The sequence below is a fragment of the Williamsia sp. SKLECPSW1 genome (assembly GCF_054332755.1).
On the sequence record NZ_JBTGLI010000002.1, the window covers coordinates 620,372 to 637,730 of the forward strand.

Genomic DNA, 17,359 nt, shown 5'->3' on the forward strand with positions numbered 1-17,359 from the left:
GTGGGTACGGGCGCGCGTCGTCGCGCCGGAGGGATGTCGGACATGATCGATTTCGGGCTCATCGACGAGTGGACACCGACCCCCGGCCGGGTCACGACGTGGCGGGCGACGCCGGCAGCGGTCGCCGCCGCCGCGGCGGCCCCGCCCCATCCCGTCCCGCCGTCCTACCAGCAGCAGTCGTATCTGCGCGCGGCACGCCGCAACGAGGCCTCCGGTTTCCGCTTCTCCCGACTGTGCCTGATCTCGTTCGACATCGGCGGACGCCTCGACGTCGAGGCCATGACCCGTACGGTCAACGCCTTCCTGCGTCGGCACGACACGTTCCTGAGCTGGTTCGACATCGACACCGACGGCAGCGTCACCCGGCATGTCCTCGACGCCGACGACGTCGACTTCGCACCCACCGACCACGGCGACCTCCCCGACAGCGCTGCGATCCTCACCCACGTCCAGCACACGACACCCGGCCCGTTCGACTGGGACTGCATGAGTGTCGGGGTCATCGAGCACGAGAACGACTTCACCGTCTACTTCGCCGTCGATCACCTCAACTCCGACGGCGTGTCCCAGGCACTCGCCTGCGTCGACCTCATCGCGTTGTACGGCGCGTTCGTGTCGAACACGACGCCGGCGGTGGCGCCGGCCGGCAGCTACCTCGACTACTGCACCCGTGAGCGGACCACCGGGGCCGCGCTCGACCTCTCCGACGAGCGCGTCGGACGGTGGTTGTCGCTGCTGTCGGCGAACGGCGGCACCCTCCCCCGGTTCCCCCTCGACCTCGGCGTCGCCGAGGACGGCTACACCCGCAGTCGCGTCCGGACGGTGCCGCTCCTCGACGGCCCGGCGTCCGATCGCGTCGAGGCGGTCTGCCGCGCCAACGGCGCCGGGTTCACCGCCGGCGTGCTGACCGCCGCCGGGATCCTCGCGCACGAGATCACCGGGACCTCTCGCTACCTCGGCTTCACCCCGAAGAACACGCGCACCACGCCCGAGGAGTTCAACTCGGTCGGCTGGTTCACCAACCTGATCCCCGTCACGACCGACTTCGCCGAGGACAGCAGTTTCACGTCGCTCGTGGGTCCGACGCAGCGGTCGTTCGACGCCGGCAAGACGCTGTCCGAGGTGTCGCTGCACCGGGTCGTCGAGCTCATCCCGGCCGACTCCGGCATCGAGGTCCCCGACGGCTGGGTGGTGCCGATGGTCAGCTTCATCGACGTGCGGAAGCTGCCGGGAGCGCAGATGTTCGACCACATCAACGGGGGTGTCTACGGCAACCGCGGGTCCTCCGAGGAGGTCTACATGTGGGTCAACCGGTTCCCCGACTACACGGTGCTGACACTGCTCTACCCCGACACGGTCACCGCGGCGGAGTCGATCGACCGCTACGTCGAGCGGTTCACCGAGATTTTCGCCGACATCGCCGCGGTCGGCGACCACGTCCCGTCGTCGACCTCGCTCACCCACTGAGTCCGATGGCGGACCTGCCGGCCGTCGACTCGCCCAGCACCGGCGCCGACGGCGAGGGGGCTGTCGCACCGCCGTGGCAGCAGCCCGGTCCGGCTGCGGCGTGGGCGGCGTTCGCGGCGTGTCTGATCGCGGTGTTCATGCAGATGGTCGACACCACGATCGTCAACATCGCGCTGCCCGACCTCGCCCGGGACCTGGGAGCGACGTCGTCGGATCAGCTGCTCGTGCTGACCGTCTACACCCTCGCGTTCGCCTGCACACTGATGACCGGCTCGCGGATCGGCGAGCGCGTCGGCCGTCACCGCGTGTTCGTCGGTGCTCTCGCCGCCTTCACCCTGTCGTCGGTCCTGTGCGGCACCGCGACCGGTCCGACGGAGCTCATCGTGCTGCGTGGTGTGCAGGGCGTGAGCGCGGCCTGCGCCTCGGCGCAGACGATCGCCGTGATCGCCGCGATGTTCCCCAGGGCACGGCACGCCCTCGTCTTCGGCGTCTACGGGGCGACCGCCGGTGTCGCGGCCATCTGCGGGCCGGTGGTCGGCGGCGCCCTCATCTCGGCCGACGTCGCCGGGCTGGGGTGGCGCAGCATCTTCCTGGTCAACCTGCCGTTCGGGGTGGTGGCCTGCGTGATCGCGTGGCGGTGCCTGCCGGTGATGCGCACCGCCCGGACCGTCCGGTTCGACCCCGCCGGCGTCGGCCTGTCCTCGGTGGGGCTCTTCGCCCTCATCTATCCGCTGGCCGTCGGACGTGAGAAGGGCTGGCCCACGTGGACGTGGGTCCTCATCGGCGTCGCGGTGGTCGTGCTGGCCGGGTTCGTCGTCCACGAACGCGCGCTGTTGGCCCGCGGCGGGGACCCGCTGATGCGGGTCGATCTCTTCCGCAGCCGCGCCTTCGCCGTCGGGTGCCTGCTGTCGGTCGCGTTCTTCGGTGTGTTCGGAGCGTTCTTCTTCGCGATGTCGGTGACAGCACAGTTCGGGCTCGGGTACTCCGCTCTGCGAACGGGCGTGATCACGCTGCCGTTCGCGATCGGCGCCGCGCTCGGGTCGGTGGGCTCGTCCTGGGTGGTCCGTGTGCTGCACGCGCGCACCCTCGCGCTCGGCATGGTCGTGTTCGCGGCATCCGTCGCGTGGACCGCGGCTGTGCTCGACCCGTCGTCGGGGGCGTTCGACCTCGCGCCGCTCGTCCCCGCCCTCGTTCTCGGCGGGGTGGGTGTCGGGCTGTTCGTCGCGCCCCTGCAGGCGACGATCGTCTCGGGAACCACCGACGACACCGTCGGCTCGGCGTCGGGGATGGTGCCCACCGTCCAGCAGATCGGCGCCTCCGTCGGCCTCGCGGTGGTGGGCGTCTTCTTCTTCGCGCAACTCGCGGCGGCCGCGCCGACCGCCACCGAGCAGTCGACGCAGCGCCTCACGACGGCACTGCGGGCGACGACGGTCCCGGCGGAGGTGGCCCCGTTCGTCGCCGGGTCGTTCGCCGACTGCGCGCGACGTCAACTGTCCTCACCTCGTCCCGAGGTGGCCCCACCCGGGTGCTCCACCGCCGCTGACGCGGGGTCCGGGCCGCGGGCCCGCGTGCTGGCCGCGGCGGCCCCGGCGTTGCGGGAGGCGGCACACGATGCCGCGGCGCGGGCGTTCCTGTCGGCGTTCGTGGTCACCCTGTGGACGATCGCCGCGATCGCGGCGGTGCTCTCGGCGGCGTGCCTGGCCCTCGGCCGGGCCACCCCGGGGCCGATCAGGTCGGCAGGGCCCCGTCCTCCGGCAGTCTGAGTTCGGAGGACTCGAGTTCCTCGATGTTCACGTCCTTGAACGTGATGACCCGGACCTGCTTGACGAACCGCGCGGGACGGTACATGTCCCAGACCCACGCGTCGGACATCCGCACCTCGAAGTAGACCTCGCCGTCGGCGTTGCGCGGCACCATCTCCACGGTGTTGGCGAGGTAGAAGCGCCGTTCGGTCTCGACGACATAGGTGAACTGGCCGACCACGTCCTTGTACTCGCGGTACAGCGACAGCTCCATCTCTGTCTCGTACTTCTCGAGATCCTCCGCACTCATGCGCTCAGCCTAGCCAGTGGCGTCCGACGCCGACCCCGCTCCCGGCCGGGAGCGTTCACGGACGTTGCGATAGGACATCCGGTGCTGCGGCGACGGACCGAGCCGATCGATGCACGCCATGTGCAGTTCGGTGCTGTACCCCTTGTGTACGGCGAACTCGTAGCCGGGCACGTCGGCGTCCATCGCGACCATGATGCGATCGCGTGTCACCTTCGCCAGGATGCTCGCCGCGGCGATGCAGGCCGCGGCGCCGTCACCACCGATCACCGGCAGCGACGGCACCGTCAGGCCGGGGACCCGGAAGCCGTCGGAGAGGACGTAGCCGGGGCGGACGGACAGCGTGGCGATCGCCCGTCGCATCCCCTCGATGTTCGCGACGTGGATGCCCATGCGGTCGACCTCGGCGGAGTCGATCACCACCACACTGCTCGCGACGGCGTGCCGGATCACCGAGCGGTACAACGTCTCCCGCATCGCGGCGGTGTGCTTCTTGGAGTCGTCGAGTTCGGCGAGCGACACCGGCTGGGTGGGCTTGAGTATGCACGCGGCCACCACGAGCGGGCCCGCACACGCACCGCGTCCCGCCTCGTCGACACCGGCGACGGGCCCCAGACCGCTGTTGTTCAGGACGAACTCGTAGGTGCGCAGGCTCGCGGCCCGACGGACCGAGGGCCGAGGTGGCCACCTGCGTGATCGCACGCCTCCGACCGCGCCGCTCACCTCTGCGGATCGAAGGAGCCGACACCGCCCATCCGGGAGAACGGATAGATGATGAAGCGCACCTTGCCCCGGATGTCGGAGATCGGGACGGTTCCGTGCAGCCGATCGGTGATGTGGTAGCGCGAGTCCGCGGAGTTGCCGCGGTTGTCACCCATCACCCAGACGTTGCCCTGCGGGACGGTCACCGGTCCGAAATCCGGTCCGAGACAACTCGACAGGGTGCCGTTGCCGCCGGCGTCGAGGCCGGGGTTGATGGTGGCGTCCTGCCGTTGCAGGGCCATGTCGATGTACGGCTCGGTCAACGGCTTCCCGTTGACGGTGACGCCCTTCTTGTCCGCGTTGCGGCACTGCACCGTCTGCCCGCCGGTGGCGATGACGCGCTTGACGAGATCGTTCTCGTCGGGCGGCGCGAATCCGAACCACGACAGCGCGTCCTCGAGTCCGCGGACGATCGTGTTGCTCGACCGGGGTGAACTCCACCCCTCGTCCCACGACGACGTCGGGGCCTTGAACACCACGACGTCGCCGGGCGTGGGATCACCGAAGCGGTAGGTCAGCTTGTCGATGACGATGCGGTCGTTGGTGCACCCGGTGCACCCGTGCAGCGTGTTCTCCATCGACTCCGACGGGATCACGTACTGCCGGCCGACGAACGTCTGCAACACCCACGTCAGCACCAGGACGCTGACGATGATGATCGCGGTCTCCCGCAACGCCGACCGACCGCGTCCCTCCTTCTTCGGAGGCGTGGTCTGCCAGGGCTTCTCGTCCGTCGCATCCGCGTCGTCCCCGCGATCGGGATCGACGCGATCGGGGTCGACGCCGTCGTCGGGACCGGACCCGGGGTCGGGGCGCTGGTGGCGAGGGGTGTCGGACACGGCCGTCAGCCTAGCCGAGCGCCGACGACGCCTGCCGTCAGCGCTTCTCCTTGATCTTGGCGGCCTTGCCGCGCAGATCGCGGAGGTAGTAGAGCTTGGCGCGACGCACGTCACCGCGGGTGACGACGTCGATCTTGGCGATGGTGGGGCTGTGCACCGGGAAGGTGCGCTCGACACCGACGCCGAACGAGACCTTGCGGACGGTGAACGTCTCGCGGATGCCGCCACCCTGACGACGGATCACGACGCCCTTGAAGACCTGGACACGCTCCTTGGATCCCTCGATGACCTTGACGTGCACGTCGAGCGTGTCACCGGGGCGGAAGTCGGGGATGTCGTCGCGCAGCGACTTCTGGTCGAGGGAGTCCAGGGTGTTCATCGGTCGTGTCCAATCTGAGTACGAGGCGTGAACAGAGGACCCGGCGCGCTCATCGTCTCCGATGGGCTCCGACGCCGGTTCATGCTCCAGTCGTTGGTTCGCTTCTCGACGACCCGGATGGGACACCCGGCGCGGGTGTCACGGTGGACACCGGCATGCGACCGTCGAGCGGCAACCCGACCATTGTGCCAGAGCCCCCCTGCGGTGACGAAATCCGCCGCAGGCCCCGGGGGCCGGCGGGATCCGGGGCCGGTGCGGGGTGCACGACGCGGTCGAGTTCCGTCTCGGCGGCCTCGATCGCGTGCGAGACGTCGGGTCGCCCCGCCATCAGGTCCTGCAGGAAGATCTTCGCCCGCACCAGCGGGCGCCGTTGACGCCGTTCCCGGCGGACCGCGCGCGCCATCCGCTTCGGCCGCGCGGTGTAGCGCCAGCGGGCCCAGGGCGACGACGGGTCGGCCAACCGGATGGCGCCGACGAGCAGCACCGGGAACACGAAGATCCCGATGAGCGCGGTCCACGGTTTGCCCTTGGCGACGACGACCGCCGCGACGAGCAGCCCGGCGAGCCCGAACGCCACCGTCAGCAGGGTCTCGGTCCAGGTGTCGTCGAAGGCGTCGGACACGCTGATCAGTTCGAGTGGCCGGAACCCGAGGAGCGCCATACCGGTGGCGCCCACCATCGCGAAGACGGCGTCGACCGAGGTACGTCCCTCCTCCGCCCAGTAGACGTCGCGCAGATAGAAGATCAGCGCGAACTCGTCGAGGACGAGGGCGGCGCCCACGCCGAACGCACACGCCAGCCAGGACAACTGCGCCTGCGTCGCCGTCGGCGAGACGGCGATCAACCACACCCCGGACACCAACGACAGCACGACGCCGAACACCATGTGGTGGACGTGGGTCTGTCCGGCGCTGACGTTGCGGAACCACCACCGGACGTCGGCGCGGATGAGCCGGACGCTGACGCGGGTGACGACGAACCCACCGACGAAGCCCGCGAAGAACAGCAGCAGCGGCAGCTTCCCGCCGGCGACGATGTCGTGGGTGTACCAGTGGTGCACCAGCAGAGATTATCCCCGCCGGTCCGGCGCCGTGTCCGGTTCGTCGGGCAGCAGGTCGGGTCGCCGTTCCCGCGTGCGTTCCAGCGACTGTTCCCGACGCCACGCGGTGATGGCGGCGTGGTCGCCGCCGCGCAACACCTCCGGCACCGCCAGACCGCGCCAGGTCGCCGGCCGGGTGTAGGCGGGCGCCTCGAGGAGTCCGTCGGAGAAGGAGTCCTGCCGATGCGATTCCGCGTTGCCCAGGACACCGTCGATCAGCCGGACCACGGCCTCGACGATGACGATCGTCGCGACCTCTCCCCCGATGAGGACGTAGTCACCGATCGACAGTTCCAGCACACGGACGCGGCGGGCGGCGTCGTCGACGACCCGCTGGTCGATCCCCTCGTACCGGCCGCACGCGAACACCACGTGCGACGCCGCGGAGAGTTCCTCTGCGATCGCCTGCGTGAACGGGACCCCCGCCGGTGTCGGCACCACGAGGATCGCGTCGTCGGGGCACACCTCGTCGAGGCATGGACCCCAGATCTCGGGCTTCATGACCATCCCCGGGCCGCCGCCGTAGGGCGAGTCGTCGACGGCGCGGTGCACGTCGTGCGTCCAGTCCCGGAGGTCGTGCACCGACAGCGAGACGATGCCGCGCTCGGCTGCGCGCCCCAACAGCGACAACCGCAGCGGTTCGAGGTAGTCGGGGAAGATCGAGACGACGTCGATCCGCATCCGGGGGCCGGCCGTCGCCGTCACAGGTCGAGAAGTCCGTCGGGCGGGTCGATCTCGACGAGGTCGGTGCCGACGGTCGGGACGATCTCGGTGACGAACGGGACCAGCACCTCGCGACGCGCGTCGCCCTCACCGACCGCGACGACGAGGGTGTCACCGCCGGGGAGGTGCAGGACGTCGGCGACCGTGCCGACGTCCTCGCCGGTCACGGTGCGCACCGTGACACCGATCAGTTCGTGGTCGTAGAACTCGTCGGGGTCGTCGCCGGAGGAGACCGAGTCGGTGTCGACCACGAGCACCGTGCCGCGGAGGTCGTCGGCGGCGGACCGGTCGTCCACCCCGTCGAGGCGGACCAGCAGGCGATCACCGTGCTCGCGGGCGGACACCACGGTCAGGCGTCGTTCACCGCCGCCCCGTGGGAGACGTCCACGCAGCTCGGTGTCGGGCGCGAAGCGCGCGTCGGGGTCGTCGGTGCGGACGTCGACGACGACCTCGCCGCGCACCCCGTGTGACTTGACGATCCGGCCGACCGCGAGATCCATCGGCGGCGCGGTGTCAGCGATCGGTGTCGACGATGTCCAGACGGACGCCACGCCCGCCGATCCCGCCGACCAGGGTCCGCAGGGCGGTCGCGGTGCGACCGCCACGGCCGATCACCTTGCCGAGATCCTCGGGGTTGACGTGGACCTCCACCATCCGGCCGCGACGACCGGTGATGTACTCCACGCGCACGTCGTCGGGGTTGGAGACGATCCCGCGGACGAGGTGTTCGACGGCGTCGGCGACGACAGCACTCACTCGGCGGTCCCGGCGGAGTCGGTGGCCTCGGCCGGGGTCTCGTCGGCGGTGTCGGCCTTCTTCGGCGCGCGCTTCTTCGGCGTGGTGGCCTCGCCGGCGGGCTCGCTGTCGGCGGAGGCGAGCGCCGCGTTGAACAGGTCGAGCTTGCTCGGCTTGGACTCCTTCACCTTGAGGGTGCCCTCGGCGCCCGGCAGGCCCTTGAACTTCTGCCAGTCGCCGGTGATCTTCAGCAGCGCCTGGACGGGCTCGGTGGGCTGGGCGCCCACGCCGAGCCAGTACTGCACGCGCTCGGAGTCGATCTCGATCAGGCTCGGCTCTTCCTTGGGGTGGTACTTGCCGATCGTCTCGATGGCGCGGCCGTCCCGGCGGGTGCGGGCGTCGGCGACGATCACCCGGTACTGCGGGTTGCGGATCTTGCCGAGGCGCGTGAGCTTGATCTTGACTGCCATGAGTTCTCTCTTCGTCGGGTCACAGCGCGATTCAGCGACCCACCCGGTGTGGTGGGCCCGGTTTCGCGGTTGGTGTGGCGTGACCGTCGGGCGGCGCATGACCGGATCCGACGTACCAGCGCGCCATTGTGCCAGAGGGCTCGCCCACCCCCGAAATCGTGCGTCCCGCCCTCAGAGGACGGCGCCGCCCACGACGACGGCCGCGGGTGCGCGCAGCGTCTCGAGGTCCCTGCGGGGGTCGGCCGCCAGGACCAGCAGGTCGGCGCGGTCGCCGTCACGCAGCGCACCCGCCGACAGCCAGTCCCTCGCCTCGACGGTCGCGGCCGCCAGCACACGCTCGGGCGGCAGGCCGACACCCGTGAGCGCGACGAGTTCGTCGACGATGCGGCCGTGCTCGACGAAACCGCCCGCGTCGGTGCCGGTGAACACCGGCACTCCGGCCTCGACGGCGGCGGCGACCACGTGGGGCGCCCCGGCGTGCAGCGACCGCATGTGGGCGGCGTAGGTCGGGAACCGGTCGGCGGAGTCGGCGATCCCGGGGAAGTTGTCGACCTGGATGAGGGTGGGCACCAACGCGATCCGCTGCTCGGCCATCTGCGCGACGAGGTCGTCGGTGAGACCGGTGCCGTGTTCGATGCAGTCGACACCGGCCGCGATGAGCCCGTGCAGCGCGTCGGTGCCGAACACGTGCGCGGTGATGCGGGCACCCTCGTCGTGGGCTGCGCGCACCGCGGCCGCCACCTGCTCGTCGGTCCAGAGCGGAGCGAGGTCACCGACCTCGCGGTCGATCCAGTCGCCGACGAGCTTGACCCAGCCGTCGCCGGCGCGCGCCTGCCGACGGACCTCGTCGGCGAGGGAGTCGGGATCGTCGAGTTCGACCCCGTAGTCACGCAGGTACCGCTTGGGCCGCGCGATGTGCTTGCCGGCACGCAGGAATCGCGGGCATCGCGGGTCGTCGTCGAGCGGGTGGGTGTCGAGCGGCGAACCCACCTCACGGATCAGCAGCGCCCCGGCGCGCGCGTCGGCGAGGGCGAACCCCCGCGCCTGGGCGATGGTGACACCCAACCCCGGTGCGATGCCGACGTGGTTGTGCGCGTCGACCAGGCCTGGGAGGACCCAGGCGTCGTCGGCGACGGTCACCGCACCGGGCACCGCATCGTGGCGGATCACGCCGCCGTCGGTCCACAGTTCGACGGGCTCACCCGTCAGGGCGTCATGGCCGCGAAGGTGCAGCGGCGGGCAGTCCGGACGGGTCACGCCGCGGTGGCTCAGCGCTTCTTGGGCTGCAGGGCCGACAGGTCGATGCCCTCGAGGCCCGGGGGCAGCTCGTCGAGACCGGCGGGCATGGTCGACAGGTCCGGGAAGCCGGGGGGCATGCCGGGCATGCCGCCACGCACCTTCGGCGGTGTCGGCCCCCGGTTGTTGCCCTTCTTTCCCTTCTTGCCGCCCTTCTTGCGGTTGGTGCGCCGGTTGCCGCCGGGCATGCCCATCCGGCCCGACATCTGCGCCATCATCTTCCGCGCCTCGAAGAACCGGTCGACCAGCTGGTTGACGTCGCTGACGGTGACGCCGGAACCGGTGGCGATGCGCAGCCGGCGGGAGGCGTTGATGATCTTCGGGTTGTCGCGCTCGGCGGGTGTCATGCCGCGGATGATCGCCTGCACCCGGTCGAGCTGCTTGTCGTCGACCTGACTCAGCGCGTCCTTCATCTGTCCCGCGCCGGGGAGCATCCCGAGCAGGTTCCCGATCGGACCCATCTTGCGGATCATCAGCATCTGCTCGAGGAAGTCCTCCAGGGTCAGGTCACCCTGGGTGATCTTCGCGGCGGCGGCCTCGGCCTGCTGGGTGTCCCAGTGCTCCTCGGCCTGCTCGATCAGCGAGAGCACGTCGCCCATGCCGAGGATGCGGCCGGCCATCCGGTCGGGGTGGAAGACGTCGAAGTCCTCGAGCTTCTCGCCGGACGACGCGAACATGATGGGGCGGCCGGTGATCTCACGGACCGACAGCGCGGCGCCACCGCGGGCGTCGCCGTCGAGCTTGGTGAGCACGACACCCGTGAAGTCGACGCCCTCGGCGAACGCCTCGGCCGTGGTGACCGCGTCCTGACCGATCATCGCGTCGACGACGAACAGCACCTCGTCGGGTGAGACGGCGTCGCGGATCCCCTTGGCCTGGGCCATCAGCTCGGCGTCGATGCCGAGACGACCGGCCGTGTCGACGATGACGACGTCGTGCTGGCGGGCGCGGGCGTTGTCGATGCCGTCACGCGCGACCGCGATCGGGTCGGCCGCACTGACCCCGAGGACGCCCTCTCCCCCGACCGACGTGCCGGGATGCGGCGCGAACACGGGGACGCCGGCCCGCTGGCCGACGACCTTCAGCTGTTCGACGGCGCCGGGGCGCTGGAGGTCACAGGCCACCAGTAGCGGTGTGTGCCCCTGCTTGAGCAGCCATGCGGCGAGCTTGCCCGCGAGGGTCGTCTTGCCGGCGCCCTGGAGGCCGGCGAGCATGATGACCGTCGGCGGGGTCTTGGCGAACGCGATCCGCCGTGTCTCGCCACCGAGGACGGCGACCAGTTCCTCGTTGACGATCTTGACGATCTGCTGTGCGGGGTTGAGCGCCCCGGAGACCTCGGAGCCCTTGGCCCGTTCCTTGACGCGTGCGATGAACCCGCGCACCACCTGCAGCGAGACGTCGGCGTCGAGGAGGGCCAGCCGGATCTCCCGACAGGTCCGGTCGATGTCGGCGTCGGACAGCTTGCCCTTGCCGCGCAGGTCCTTGAGGGCGCCGGTCAACCGGTCGGACAGGGAATCGAACATGAGCACCAGCGTATTCGACCCGGGCCCCGGCTTCGTCCCAGGCGCCGGACTCAGGCGCCGGGGACCCCGCCCCGGGCGCTGTCAGCGGGCGGTGGTGCGGGGTCGGCCTCGCGGACCGGCTCGGCCGGCGGGACCACCGCGACGACCGCATCGGCCAGCTCGGACCGCCGCTGCGGTGAGTCGTCGGGGATGCGCAGACAGAAGGTGTCGACCACCGTGCCCCCGAGTGTCTCGACCGTCGCCCACACCACGTCCACGTGGTGTGCCTCGAGGACGGCGGAGACGCGGCTCAGCAGACCCAGACGATCCGCCGCCCGCAGCTCCAGCACCGGGCCGGTCGCGGACCCGTCGTCGTCGGAGACCCACAGCACGCGCGGCGGGGCGAGGGCGAACAGCGCGGGCACCGCGACGGGCGTGCCGTCCTCGGGTGGTGACGCGACGGGCACCGGCGACTCCGCCTCCCGGGCGTCGAGGCGCCGGATCACGTCGAGTGTGCCCGCCGTGGCCTGCAGCACCTGCTGACGCACCAGCCCGGGGTCGGGGGGATCGCCGAACGCCGGGATCACCCGGAACGTGTTGACGACGCTGCCGGCGTGCGACTGCACTGTGGCGGCGTGACAGCGGAGCCCGTTGAGCGCGAGCACACCCGACGTCGTCGAGAGCAGCCCCGGACCGTCGGGGGCGATCACGGTGACGACCCGTGTGTGCGAGCCGGGTACGGCGGCGATGTCGACGTGGACACCTCCGGCCTCCGCCCTGGCACGCTGCTCGTCGGTGAGCGGCGCGGGCCGGTGGAGTTCCTCGCCGTCCATCACCTTCAGGCACCGTCGCACGAGTTCGGTGATGAGCGACGCCTTCCAGTCGCCCCACACCCCGGGCCCGGTGGCGCGGGAGTCCGCCTCGGCCAGCGCGGCGAGGAGTTCGAGCAGGACCCGGTCGCCGCCGAGCGTGTCGACGACGTACTGGGTGGTGGCGGGGTCGTCGGGGTCGCGGCGGGTCGCCGTGGCGGGCAGCAGCAGGTGGTGGCGCACCATCGCCGACAGGATGGCGACGTCCTGGGGCCACAGACCGAACCGGTTGCCGATCTGGGTGGCGAGCTCGGCCCCGACGACGCTGTGGTCGGCGCCGCGTCCCTTGCCGAGGTCGTGCAGGAGGGCACCGAGGACCAGCAGGTCGGGCCGCGACACACGCGTCGTCATCGTCGACGCGTACGCGGCCGTCTCGACGAGATGGCGGTCGACGGTCCAGGTGTGGATCGCGTCGCGGGGCGGCAGGTCGCGGACGGCACCCCACTCGGGCAGCAGCCGACCCCACAGTCCGGTGCGGTCGAGCGCCTCGATCGGAGCGACCATGTGGCGCCCCGTTCCCAGGAGCACGAGCAGGTCGCTGAGCGCCTCGGTCGGCCACGGTTCCCGGAGCTCCGGGGCGTGATCTGCCAGACGAGTCAGCGTCGAGGCGCTGATCGGCAACCCGGTGCGGGCCGACGCGGCGGCGACCCGCAGGATCAGCCCGGGGTCCTTGCTGGGCAGGGCATTACGTGCCAGCACCACCTCACCGGCGTGTTCGACGACACCCTCGTCGAGCGGACGCCGCACCGGCGAGCGCCGCAGCTTGGCCAGGCCCCGGCGGGGAAGTGCGTTGCCCGCGGTGCGCAGGCCGACGTCGACCGAGTAGCTGATGGTGCGGGCACTGTCACTGATCACCCGCGCGAGGTCGAATCGGTCTCCGATGCGCAGCGCGGCGCCGATCTCGTCGGCGTCCTGGGCGCGCAGTTGCTCCCGCGGTCGTCCGGCGATCCGGTGCAGTTCGGTACGGATGTCGAGGAGGCGGCCGTATGCCGTCTGCAGGCCGGCGCCGGGCGAGTCCGGGCGCAGTGTGCCCATCCCGTCGGTGAGTTGCGCGGTGGCCAGCGCACCGAGCATCTGCACGTCACGCAGACCGCCCCGCCCGTTCTTGAGGTCCGGCTCCGCCCGGTGGGCGATGTCGCCGCTGCGCCGCCAGCGGTCGCGGGCGGAGTCGACGAACTGCGGGAAGCGGTCGCGGATGTCCGAACGCCACTGGCGACGGACACCGCTGATCAACAACGTCGTGAGCGCCTCGTCACCGGCGATGTGTCGGGCCTCGAGCAGGCCGAGAGCAGCACTCATGTCCTGGGCGGCGACCTGCAACGCCTGCGGGACGGTCCGCACACTGTGGTCGAGCTTGATGTGGGCGTCCCACAACGGGTACCAGAGGCCGTCGGCGACCTCCGAGACCCGGGCGGGATCCATGTCGTCGTGCAGCAGGATCAGGTCGAGGTCGGAGTGCGGCAGGAGTTCCTGCCGTCCCAGGCCGCCCACCGCCACGATCGCGAAGCCGCTGTCGGGCCGGATCCCGAGTTCCGCACCCTTCGTCGTGAGCCAGAAGTCGTGCAGGTCCACGAGCACCTGACGCAGGCCGGGGGCATCGGCGCGCTGACCCGAGTCGGTGCGGGTGAGGAGTTGACGGCGGGCGTCGACGAGATCGGCGGCGGCTGCGGACGGGACAGGCCCCGTTCCCGGCACGGGGCCGGGGTCGGGGCCTGTCGCGTCGTCGCCGTGCGACCCGGCGCCACCGGAGGTGACGAACGGCACTGTGGTCGGGTCCTCCTACAGCGCGTCTGCGCCGCGCTCGCCCGTGCGCACACGCACGACCGAGTCGACCGGGGACACCCACACCTTGCCGTCACCGATCTTGCCGGTCCGAGCGGCCTCGACGATCACGTCGACGACCTTGTCGACGGCGGCGTCGTCGACGACCACCTCGACGCGGACCTTCGGGACGAAGTCGACCGAGTACTCCGCACCGCGGTAGACCTCGGTGTGACCCTTCTGGCGGCCGTAGCCCTGGACCTCGCTCACCGTCATGCCCAACACACCGGCCTGCTCGAGTCCCGTCTTGACGTCCTCGAGTGTGAACGGCTTGACGATTGCTGTGACGAGTTTCACTTGCTCATCCCTCCTTGCCGAGAGCGACGCCGCTCTGGCTCAATGCGCTGCTACCGGAGCTCCCGCCGAGCGCCGCGAAGTCGTAGGCGGATTCTGCGTGCTGCGACTCGTCGGCTCCCTCGGCCTCACCCTCGGGATCGATCCGAAGGCCGATGGTGAACTTGATGATCAGTCCGATTATGGCAGTTGCGACCGCCGAGTACGCGAGCACGGAGAACGCGCCGACTGCCTGACGCCACAGTTGGTCGAATCCGCCGCCGTAGAACAGGCCGTCGACCGCGGCCGGCGCCTGGTGGGTGGCGACCAGTCCGACCAGCAGGGTGCCGATGAGACCACCGACGAGGTGGACACCGACGACGTCGAGCGAATCGTCGAAGCCGAGCTTGAACTTCAGACCGACCGCCAGGGCACAGAGCGCACCGGCGACCACGCCGATGACGAGCGCACCGAGGACGTTGACCGACGAACAGGACGGGGTGATGGCGACCAGACCGGCCACGATGCCCGACGCGCCACCGAGTGAGGTGGCCTTGCCGTCGCGGATGATCTCGACCACGAGCCACGCGAGCATCGCGGCGGCGGTGGCGACGGTGGTGGCGAGGAAGGTGGAGCCCGCGATGCCGTTCGACGAGACCGCAGACCCCGCGTTGAAGCCGTACCAGCCGAACCACAGCAGACCGGCGCCGAGCATGACGAACGGGAGGTTGTGCGGACGCATGGGCGTCTGCGGCCAGCCGCGACGCTTGCCGAGGAGGATCGCGAGGACCAGGCCCGCGACACCGGCGTTGATGTGGACCGCGGTACCACCGGCGAAGTCGATCGCCTTGAGCTTGTTCGCGATCCAGCCGCCCGTCTCACCGGTGTAGCCGTCGAAGTCGAACACCCAGTGCGCGACCGGGAAGTACACGATGCTCGACCACAGCACGGTGAAGGCCGCCCAGGCGCTGAACTTCATGCGGTCGGCGACGGCGCCGGACACGAGCGCCACGGTGATGATGGCGAACATCAGCTGGAACATCACGAACACCGAGAGCGGGATCGTGCCGAACAGCGGGATGTTCATCGCGTCCGAGGCCTCGGTGCCGGTGGCCGCGTCGGCGGCGACCGCCGCCGCACCGTTGCCACTGATGACGCCCTTGAGGCCGAAGTACTGGCCGGGGTCGCCGATGACGCCGCCCTTGTCCTCACCGAAGGCGAAGGAGAAGCCGTAGAGGGCCCACAGGACGGTGACGATGCCCATGGAGGAGACGCTCATCATGATCATGTTGAGGACGTTCTTGGCGCGCACCATGCCGCCGTAGAAGAACGCGAGCCCTGGGGTCATGAGCAACACGAGCGCGGCGCTCGCGAGCATCCAGGCGGTGTCTCCGGTATCCGGGACACCCATTACGGGGTAAGCCACCAATTCCTCCTCGTGTCACACCACACGGCACGACGTTGGCCGTCCGGCTTCGATCTGCGACGAGGTTGCTATTCCCATGTTTCGTCGATGGCTATGCCATGTTTCCCCGGTGTGAACGGGACGGGCCCGTAGATGACATCCATGTATCGCCGCAGGTCATCAACCCATTTGTGCGGCTAAGCAGCGGGTTCGGGCACCCGCCGACGGGTGTCAGCCGAGGAGTGCGTCGACGAACGCGGCGGGCTCGAACGGCGCCAGATCGTCGGCGCCCTCGCCGAGCCCCACCAGCTTCACCGGGACGCCGAGTTCGCGCTGCACGCGGAAGACGATGCCGCCCTTGGCGGTGCCGTCGAGCTTGGTCAGGACCACGCCGGTGATGTCGACGACCTCGCCGAACACCTTCGCCTGGGTGAGCCCGTTCTGACCGGTCGTGGCGTCGAGCACGAGGAGCACCTCGTCGACGACCGTCTTCTTCTCGACGACGCGCTTGACCTTGCCGAGCTCGTCCATGAGGCCGGTCTTGGTGTGCAGACGCCCGGCGGTGTCCACCACGACGACGTCGACGCCGTCGGCGACACCGTCGGCGACGGCCTCGAAGGCCACCGACGCGGGGTCGGCACCCTCCTTGCCGCGCACCGTGGTCGCGCCGACGCGCTCCCCCCAGGTCTGCAACTGATCGGCCGCCGCAGCGCGGAAGGTGTCGGCCGCCCCGAGGAGCACGCGGCGACCGTCGGCGACGAGGACCCGGGCGAGCTTGCCCACGGTGGTGGTCTTGCCGGTGCCGTTGACTCCGACCACGAGGAGAACCGCCGGGTTCCCCGCGTGCGGAAGTGCGCGGATGGACCGGTCCATCTCGGGCAGCAGCTCGTCGATCAGCACGGTGCGCAGGACCTCGCGGGCACCCGCCGACGTCCGCACCGACGACTCGGCGAGGCCGGTGCGCAGGCGGTCGACGATGGCGGTGGTGGTGGCGGCGCCGAGGTCGGCGGAGAGCAGCAGGTCCTCCACCTCCTCCCACGACTCCTCGTCGAGGTCGCCACCGCCGAGGAGACCGAGCATCCCCTTGCCGAACGTGGACTGTGAGCGCGCCAGGCGCCCGCGCAGGCGGGTCAGACGTCCCTCGACGGGTTCGATGACGTCGTGGCGCGGGATCTGCTCGTCGATGGTCGCCGCGTCGTCGGGGACCGCGACGGTCTCGTCGAGTGCCGACGGGCGTTCGACGACCGGCGGGGTCTCCGGGAGCGGCCGGGCGATCTCGGGATCCGTCGGCCCCGCCGGGGGGACGTCGGTCTCCGGCAGCGACAGGTCCGTGAAGGAACGGCGGGGTGAGTCGCGCGGGACCGCGGCGTCGTCGCCGACGCCCGGCTGTCCGTCGGTGTCGGTGCGTTCGGGCAGGACGGGCGGTTCCACGGTCGCCGTGTCCCCGCCGCCGTGGGTGAAGGAGAACCCCCCGCCGGCCGTGTAGGAACCCGACCGGTCGACCTCACGCGGTGTCGGGTCCGTGTCGGCCTCGCGCAGCGACACGCGGCGTCGTCGACCGATCACCAGGCCGGCGACGAGGGCGATCAGCAGGACCGCGACGACCGCGACGACGATGACGACGATCAGTTCGGTGCTCACCGACCCATTGTGTCAACCGCGACCGGTGG

At 70.6% G+C, this 17,359-nt stretch carries 17 protein-coding genes; 2 read left to right on the forward strand and 15 right to left on the reverse strand.

Translation table 11 applies throughout. From position 1 onward, the window contains the following. The first annotated feature begins 42 nt into the window (after positions 1-42). Both ACXVUM_RS18745 and ACXVUM_RS18750 read left to right on the forward strand, forming a co-directional pair. Complete coding sequence (locus ACXVUM_RS18745; protein ID WP_458523419.1) at positions 43-1,467, forward strand: condensation domain-containing protein; 1,425 nt, start codon at positions 43-45, stop codon at positions 1,465-1,467. A 5-nt stretch (positions 1,468-1,472) separates the two neighbouring features. After that, positions 1,473-3,230, forward strand: coding sequence for an MFS transporter (locus ACXVUM_RS18750; protein WP_458523420.1), 1,758 nt, complete (start codon positions 1,473-1,475; stop codon positions 3,228-3,230). Here ACXVUM_RS18750 and ACXVUM_RS18755 read toward each other — a convergent pair. The 15 genes from ACXVUM_RS18755 to ftsY form a co-directional block, all read right to left on the reverse strand. Further along, positions 3,196-3,519 (reverse strand): DUF2469 domain-containing protein, encoded by a 324-nt coding sequence (locus ACXVUM_RS18755; RefSeq protein WP_458523421.1) that lies wholly within the window; start codon positions 3,517-3,519, stop codon positions 3,196-3,198. The two genes, ACXVUM_RS18750 and ACXVUM_RS18755, sit on opposite strands and share 35 nt — an antisense overlap. A gap of 9 nt (positions 3,520-3,528) precedes the next feature. After that, positions 3,529-4,218 (reverse strand): ribonuclease HII, encoded by a 690-nt coding sequence (locus ACXVUM_RS18760; protein WP_458523422.1) that lies wholly within the window; start codon positions 4,216-4,218, stop codon positions 3,529-3,531. 17 nt (positions 4,219-4,235) lie between these two features. Next, positions 4,236-5,117 carry a signal peptidase I gene (gene lepB / locus ACXVUM_RS18765; protein ID WP_458523423.1) on the reverse strand — a complete coding sequence of 294 codons (882 nt, stop codon included), beginning with the start codon at positions 5,115-5,117 and terminating at the stop codon, positions 4,236-4,238. 37 nt (positions 5,118-5,154) lie between these two features. Continuing rightward, positions 5,155-5,496, reverse strand: coding sequence for a 50S ribosomal protein L19 (rplS, locus tag ACXVUM_RS18770; RefSeq protein WP_253652581.1), 342 nt, complete (start codon positions 5,494-5,496; stop codon positions 5,155-5,157). 79 nt (positions 5,497-5,575) lie between these two features. After that, positions 5,576-6,556 carry a hypothetical protein gene (locus ACXVUM_RS18775; RefSeq protein ID WP_458523424.1) on the reverse strand — a complete coding sequence of 327 codons (981 nt, stop codon included), beginning with the start codon at positions 6,554-6,556 and terminating at the stop codon, positions 5,576-5,578. A 9-nt stretch (positions 6,557-6,565) separates the two neighbouring features. Beyond that, positions 6,566-7,276, reverse strand: a complete 711-nt coding sequence (trmD, locus tag ACXVUM_RS18780) for a tRNA (guanosine(37)-N1)-methyltransferase TrmD (RefSeq protein ID WP_458523567.1) — start codon at positions 7,274-7,276, stop codon at positions 6,566-6,568. Positions 7,277-7,296: 20 nt separating this feature from the next. Further along, positions 7,297-7,818, reverse strand: coding sequence for a ribosome maturation factor RimM (rimM, locus tag ACXVUM_RS18785; protein ID WP_458523425.1), 522 nt, complete (start codon positions 7,816-7,818; stop codon positions 7,297-7,299). 13 nt (positions 7,819-7,831) lie between these two features. After that, a complete protein-coding gene (locus ACXVUM_RS18790; RefSeq protein ID WP_458523426.1) occupies positions 7,832-8,074 on the reverse strand; it encodes an RNA-binding protein in 243 nt (80 codons plus the stop codon). Beyond that, complete coding sequence (gene rpsP / locus ACXVUM_RS18795; protein ID WP_458523427.1) at positions 8,071-8,523, reverse strand: 30S ribosomal protein S16; 453 nt, start codon at positions 8,521-8,523, stop codon at positions 8,071-8,073. The genes ACXVUM_RS18790 and rpsP overlap by 4 nt, the downstream gene beginning before the upstream one ends. Positions 8,524-8,694: 171 nt before the next feature. Then, positions 8,695-9,780, reverse strand: a complete 1,086-nt coding sequence (locus tag ACXVUM_RS18800) for an amidohydrolase family protein (protein ID WP_458523428.1) — start codon at positions 9,778-9,780, stop codon at positions 8,695-8,697. Between the two features lie 11 nt (positions 9,781-9,791). After that, on the reverse strand, positions 9,792-11,342 hold the full coding sequence (gene ffh / locus ACXVUM_RS18805; protein WP_458523429.1) for a signal recognition particle protein: 1,551 nt from the start codon (positions 11,340-11,342) through the stop codon (positions 9,792-9,794). A 50-nt stretch (positions 11,343-11,392) separates the two neighbouring features. Continuing rightward, positions 11,393-13,954 (reverse strand): [protein-PII] uridylyltransferase, encoded by a 2,562-nt coding sequence (locus ACXVUM_RS18810; protein ID WP_458523430.1) that lies wholly within the window; start codon positions 13,952-13,954, stop codon positions 11,393-11,395. Between the two features lie 15 nt (positions 13,955-13,969). Further along, on the reverse strand, positions 13,970-14,308 hold the full coding sequence (locus tag ACXVUM_RS18815) for a P-II family nitrogen regulator (RefSeq protein WP_253652573.1): 339 nt from the start codon (positions 14,306-14,308) through the stop codon (positions 13,970-13,972). A 4-nt stretch (positions 14,309-14,312) separates the two neighbouring features. Continuing rightward, entirely contained in the window at positions 14,313-15,695 is a 1,383-nt protein-coding gene (locus ACXVUM_RS18820) for an ammonium transporter (RefSeq protein ID WP_458523568.1), read from the reverse strand. Between the two features lie 225 nt (positions 15,696-15,920). Next, the gene (gene ftsY, locus ACXVUM_RS18825; RefSeq protein WP_458523431.1) at positions 15,921-17,330 is read right to left on the reverse strand and encodes a signal recognition particle-docking protein FtsY; all 1,410 of its coding nucleotides are present in this window, start codon (positions 17,328-17,330) and stop codon (positions 15,921-15,923) included. Positions 17,331-17,359 lie beyond the last annotated feature (29 nt).

Coding starts and splice junctions, on each gene's coding strand:
- ACXVUM_RS18745 (WP_458523419.1), top strand. CDS start 43: ATGATCGATTTCGGGCTCATCGACGAGTGGACACCGACCCCCGGCCGG.
- ACXVUM_RS18750 (WP_458523420.1), top strand. CDS start 1,473: ATGGCGGACCTGCCGGCCGTCGACTCGCCCAGCACCGGCGCCGACGGC.
- ACXVUM_RS18755 (WP_458523421.1), bottom strand. CDS start 3,519: ATGAGTGCGGAGGATCTCGAGAAGTACGAGACAGAGATGGAGCTGTCG.
- rplS (WP_253652581.1), bottom strand. CDS start 5,496: ATGAACACCCTGGACTCCCTCGACCAGAAGTCGCTGCGCGACGACATC.
- trmD (WP_458523567.1), bottom strand. CDS start 7,276: ATGCGGATCGACGTCGTCTCGATCTTCCCCGACTACCTCGAACCGCTG.
- rimM (WP_458523425.1), bottom strand. CDS start 7,818: ATGGATCTCGCGGTCGGCCGGATCGTCAAGTCACACGGGGTGCGCGGC.
- rpsP (WP_458523427.1), bottom strand. CDS start 8,523: ATGGCAGTCAAGATCAAGCTCACGCGCCTCGGCAAGATCCGCAACCCG.
- ffh (WP_458523429.1), bottom strand. CDS start 11,342: ATGTTCGATTCCCTGTCCGACCGGTTGACCGGCGCCCTCAAGGACCTG.
- ACXVUM_RS18820 (WP_458523568.1), bottom strand. CDS start 15,695: ATGGGTGTCCCGGATACCGGAGACACCGCCTGGATGCTCGCGAGCGCC.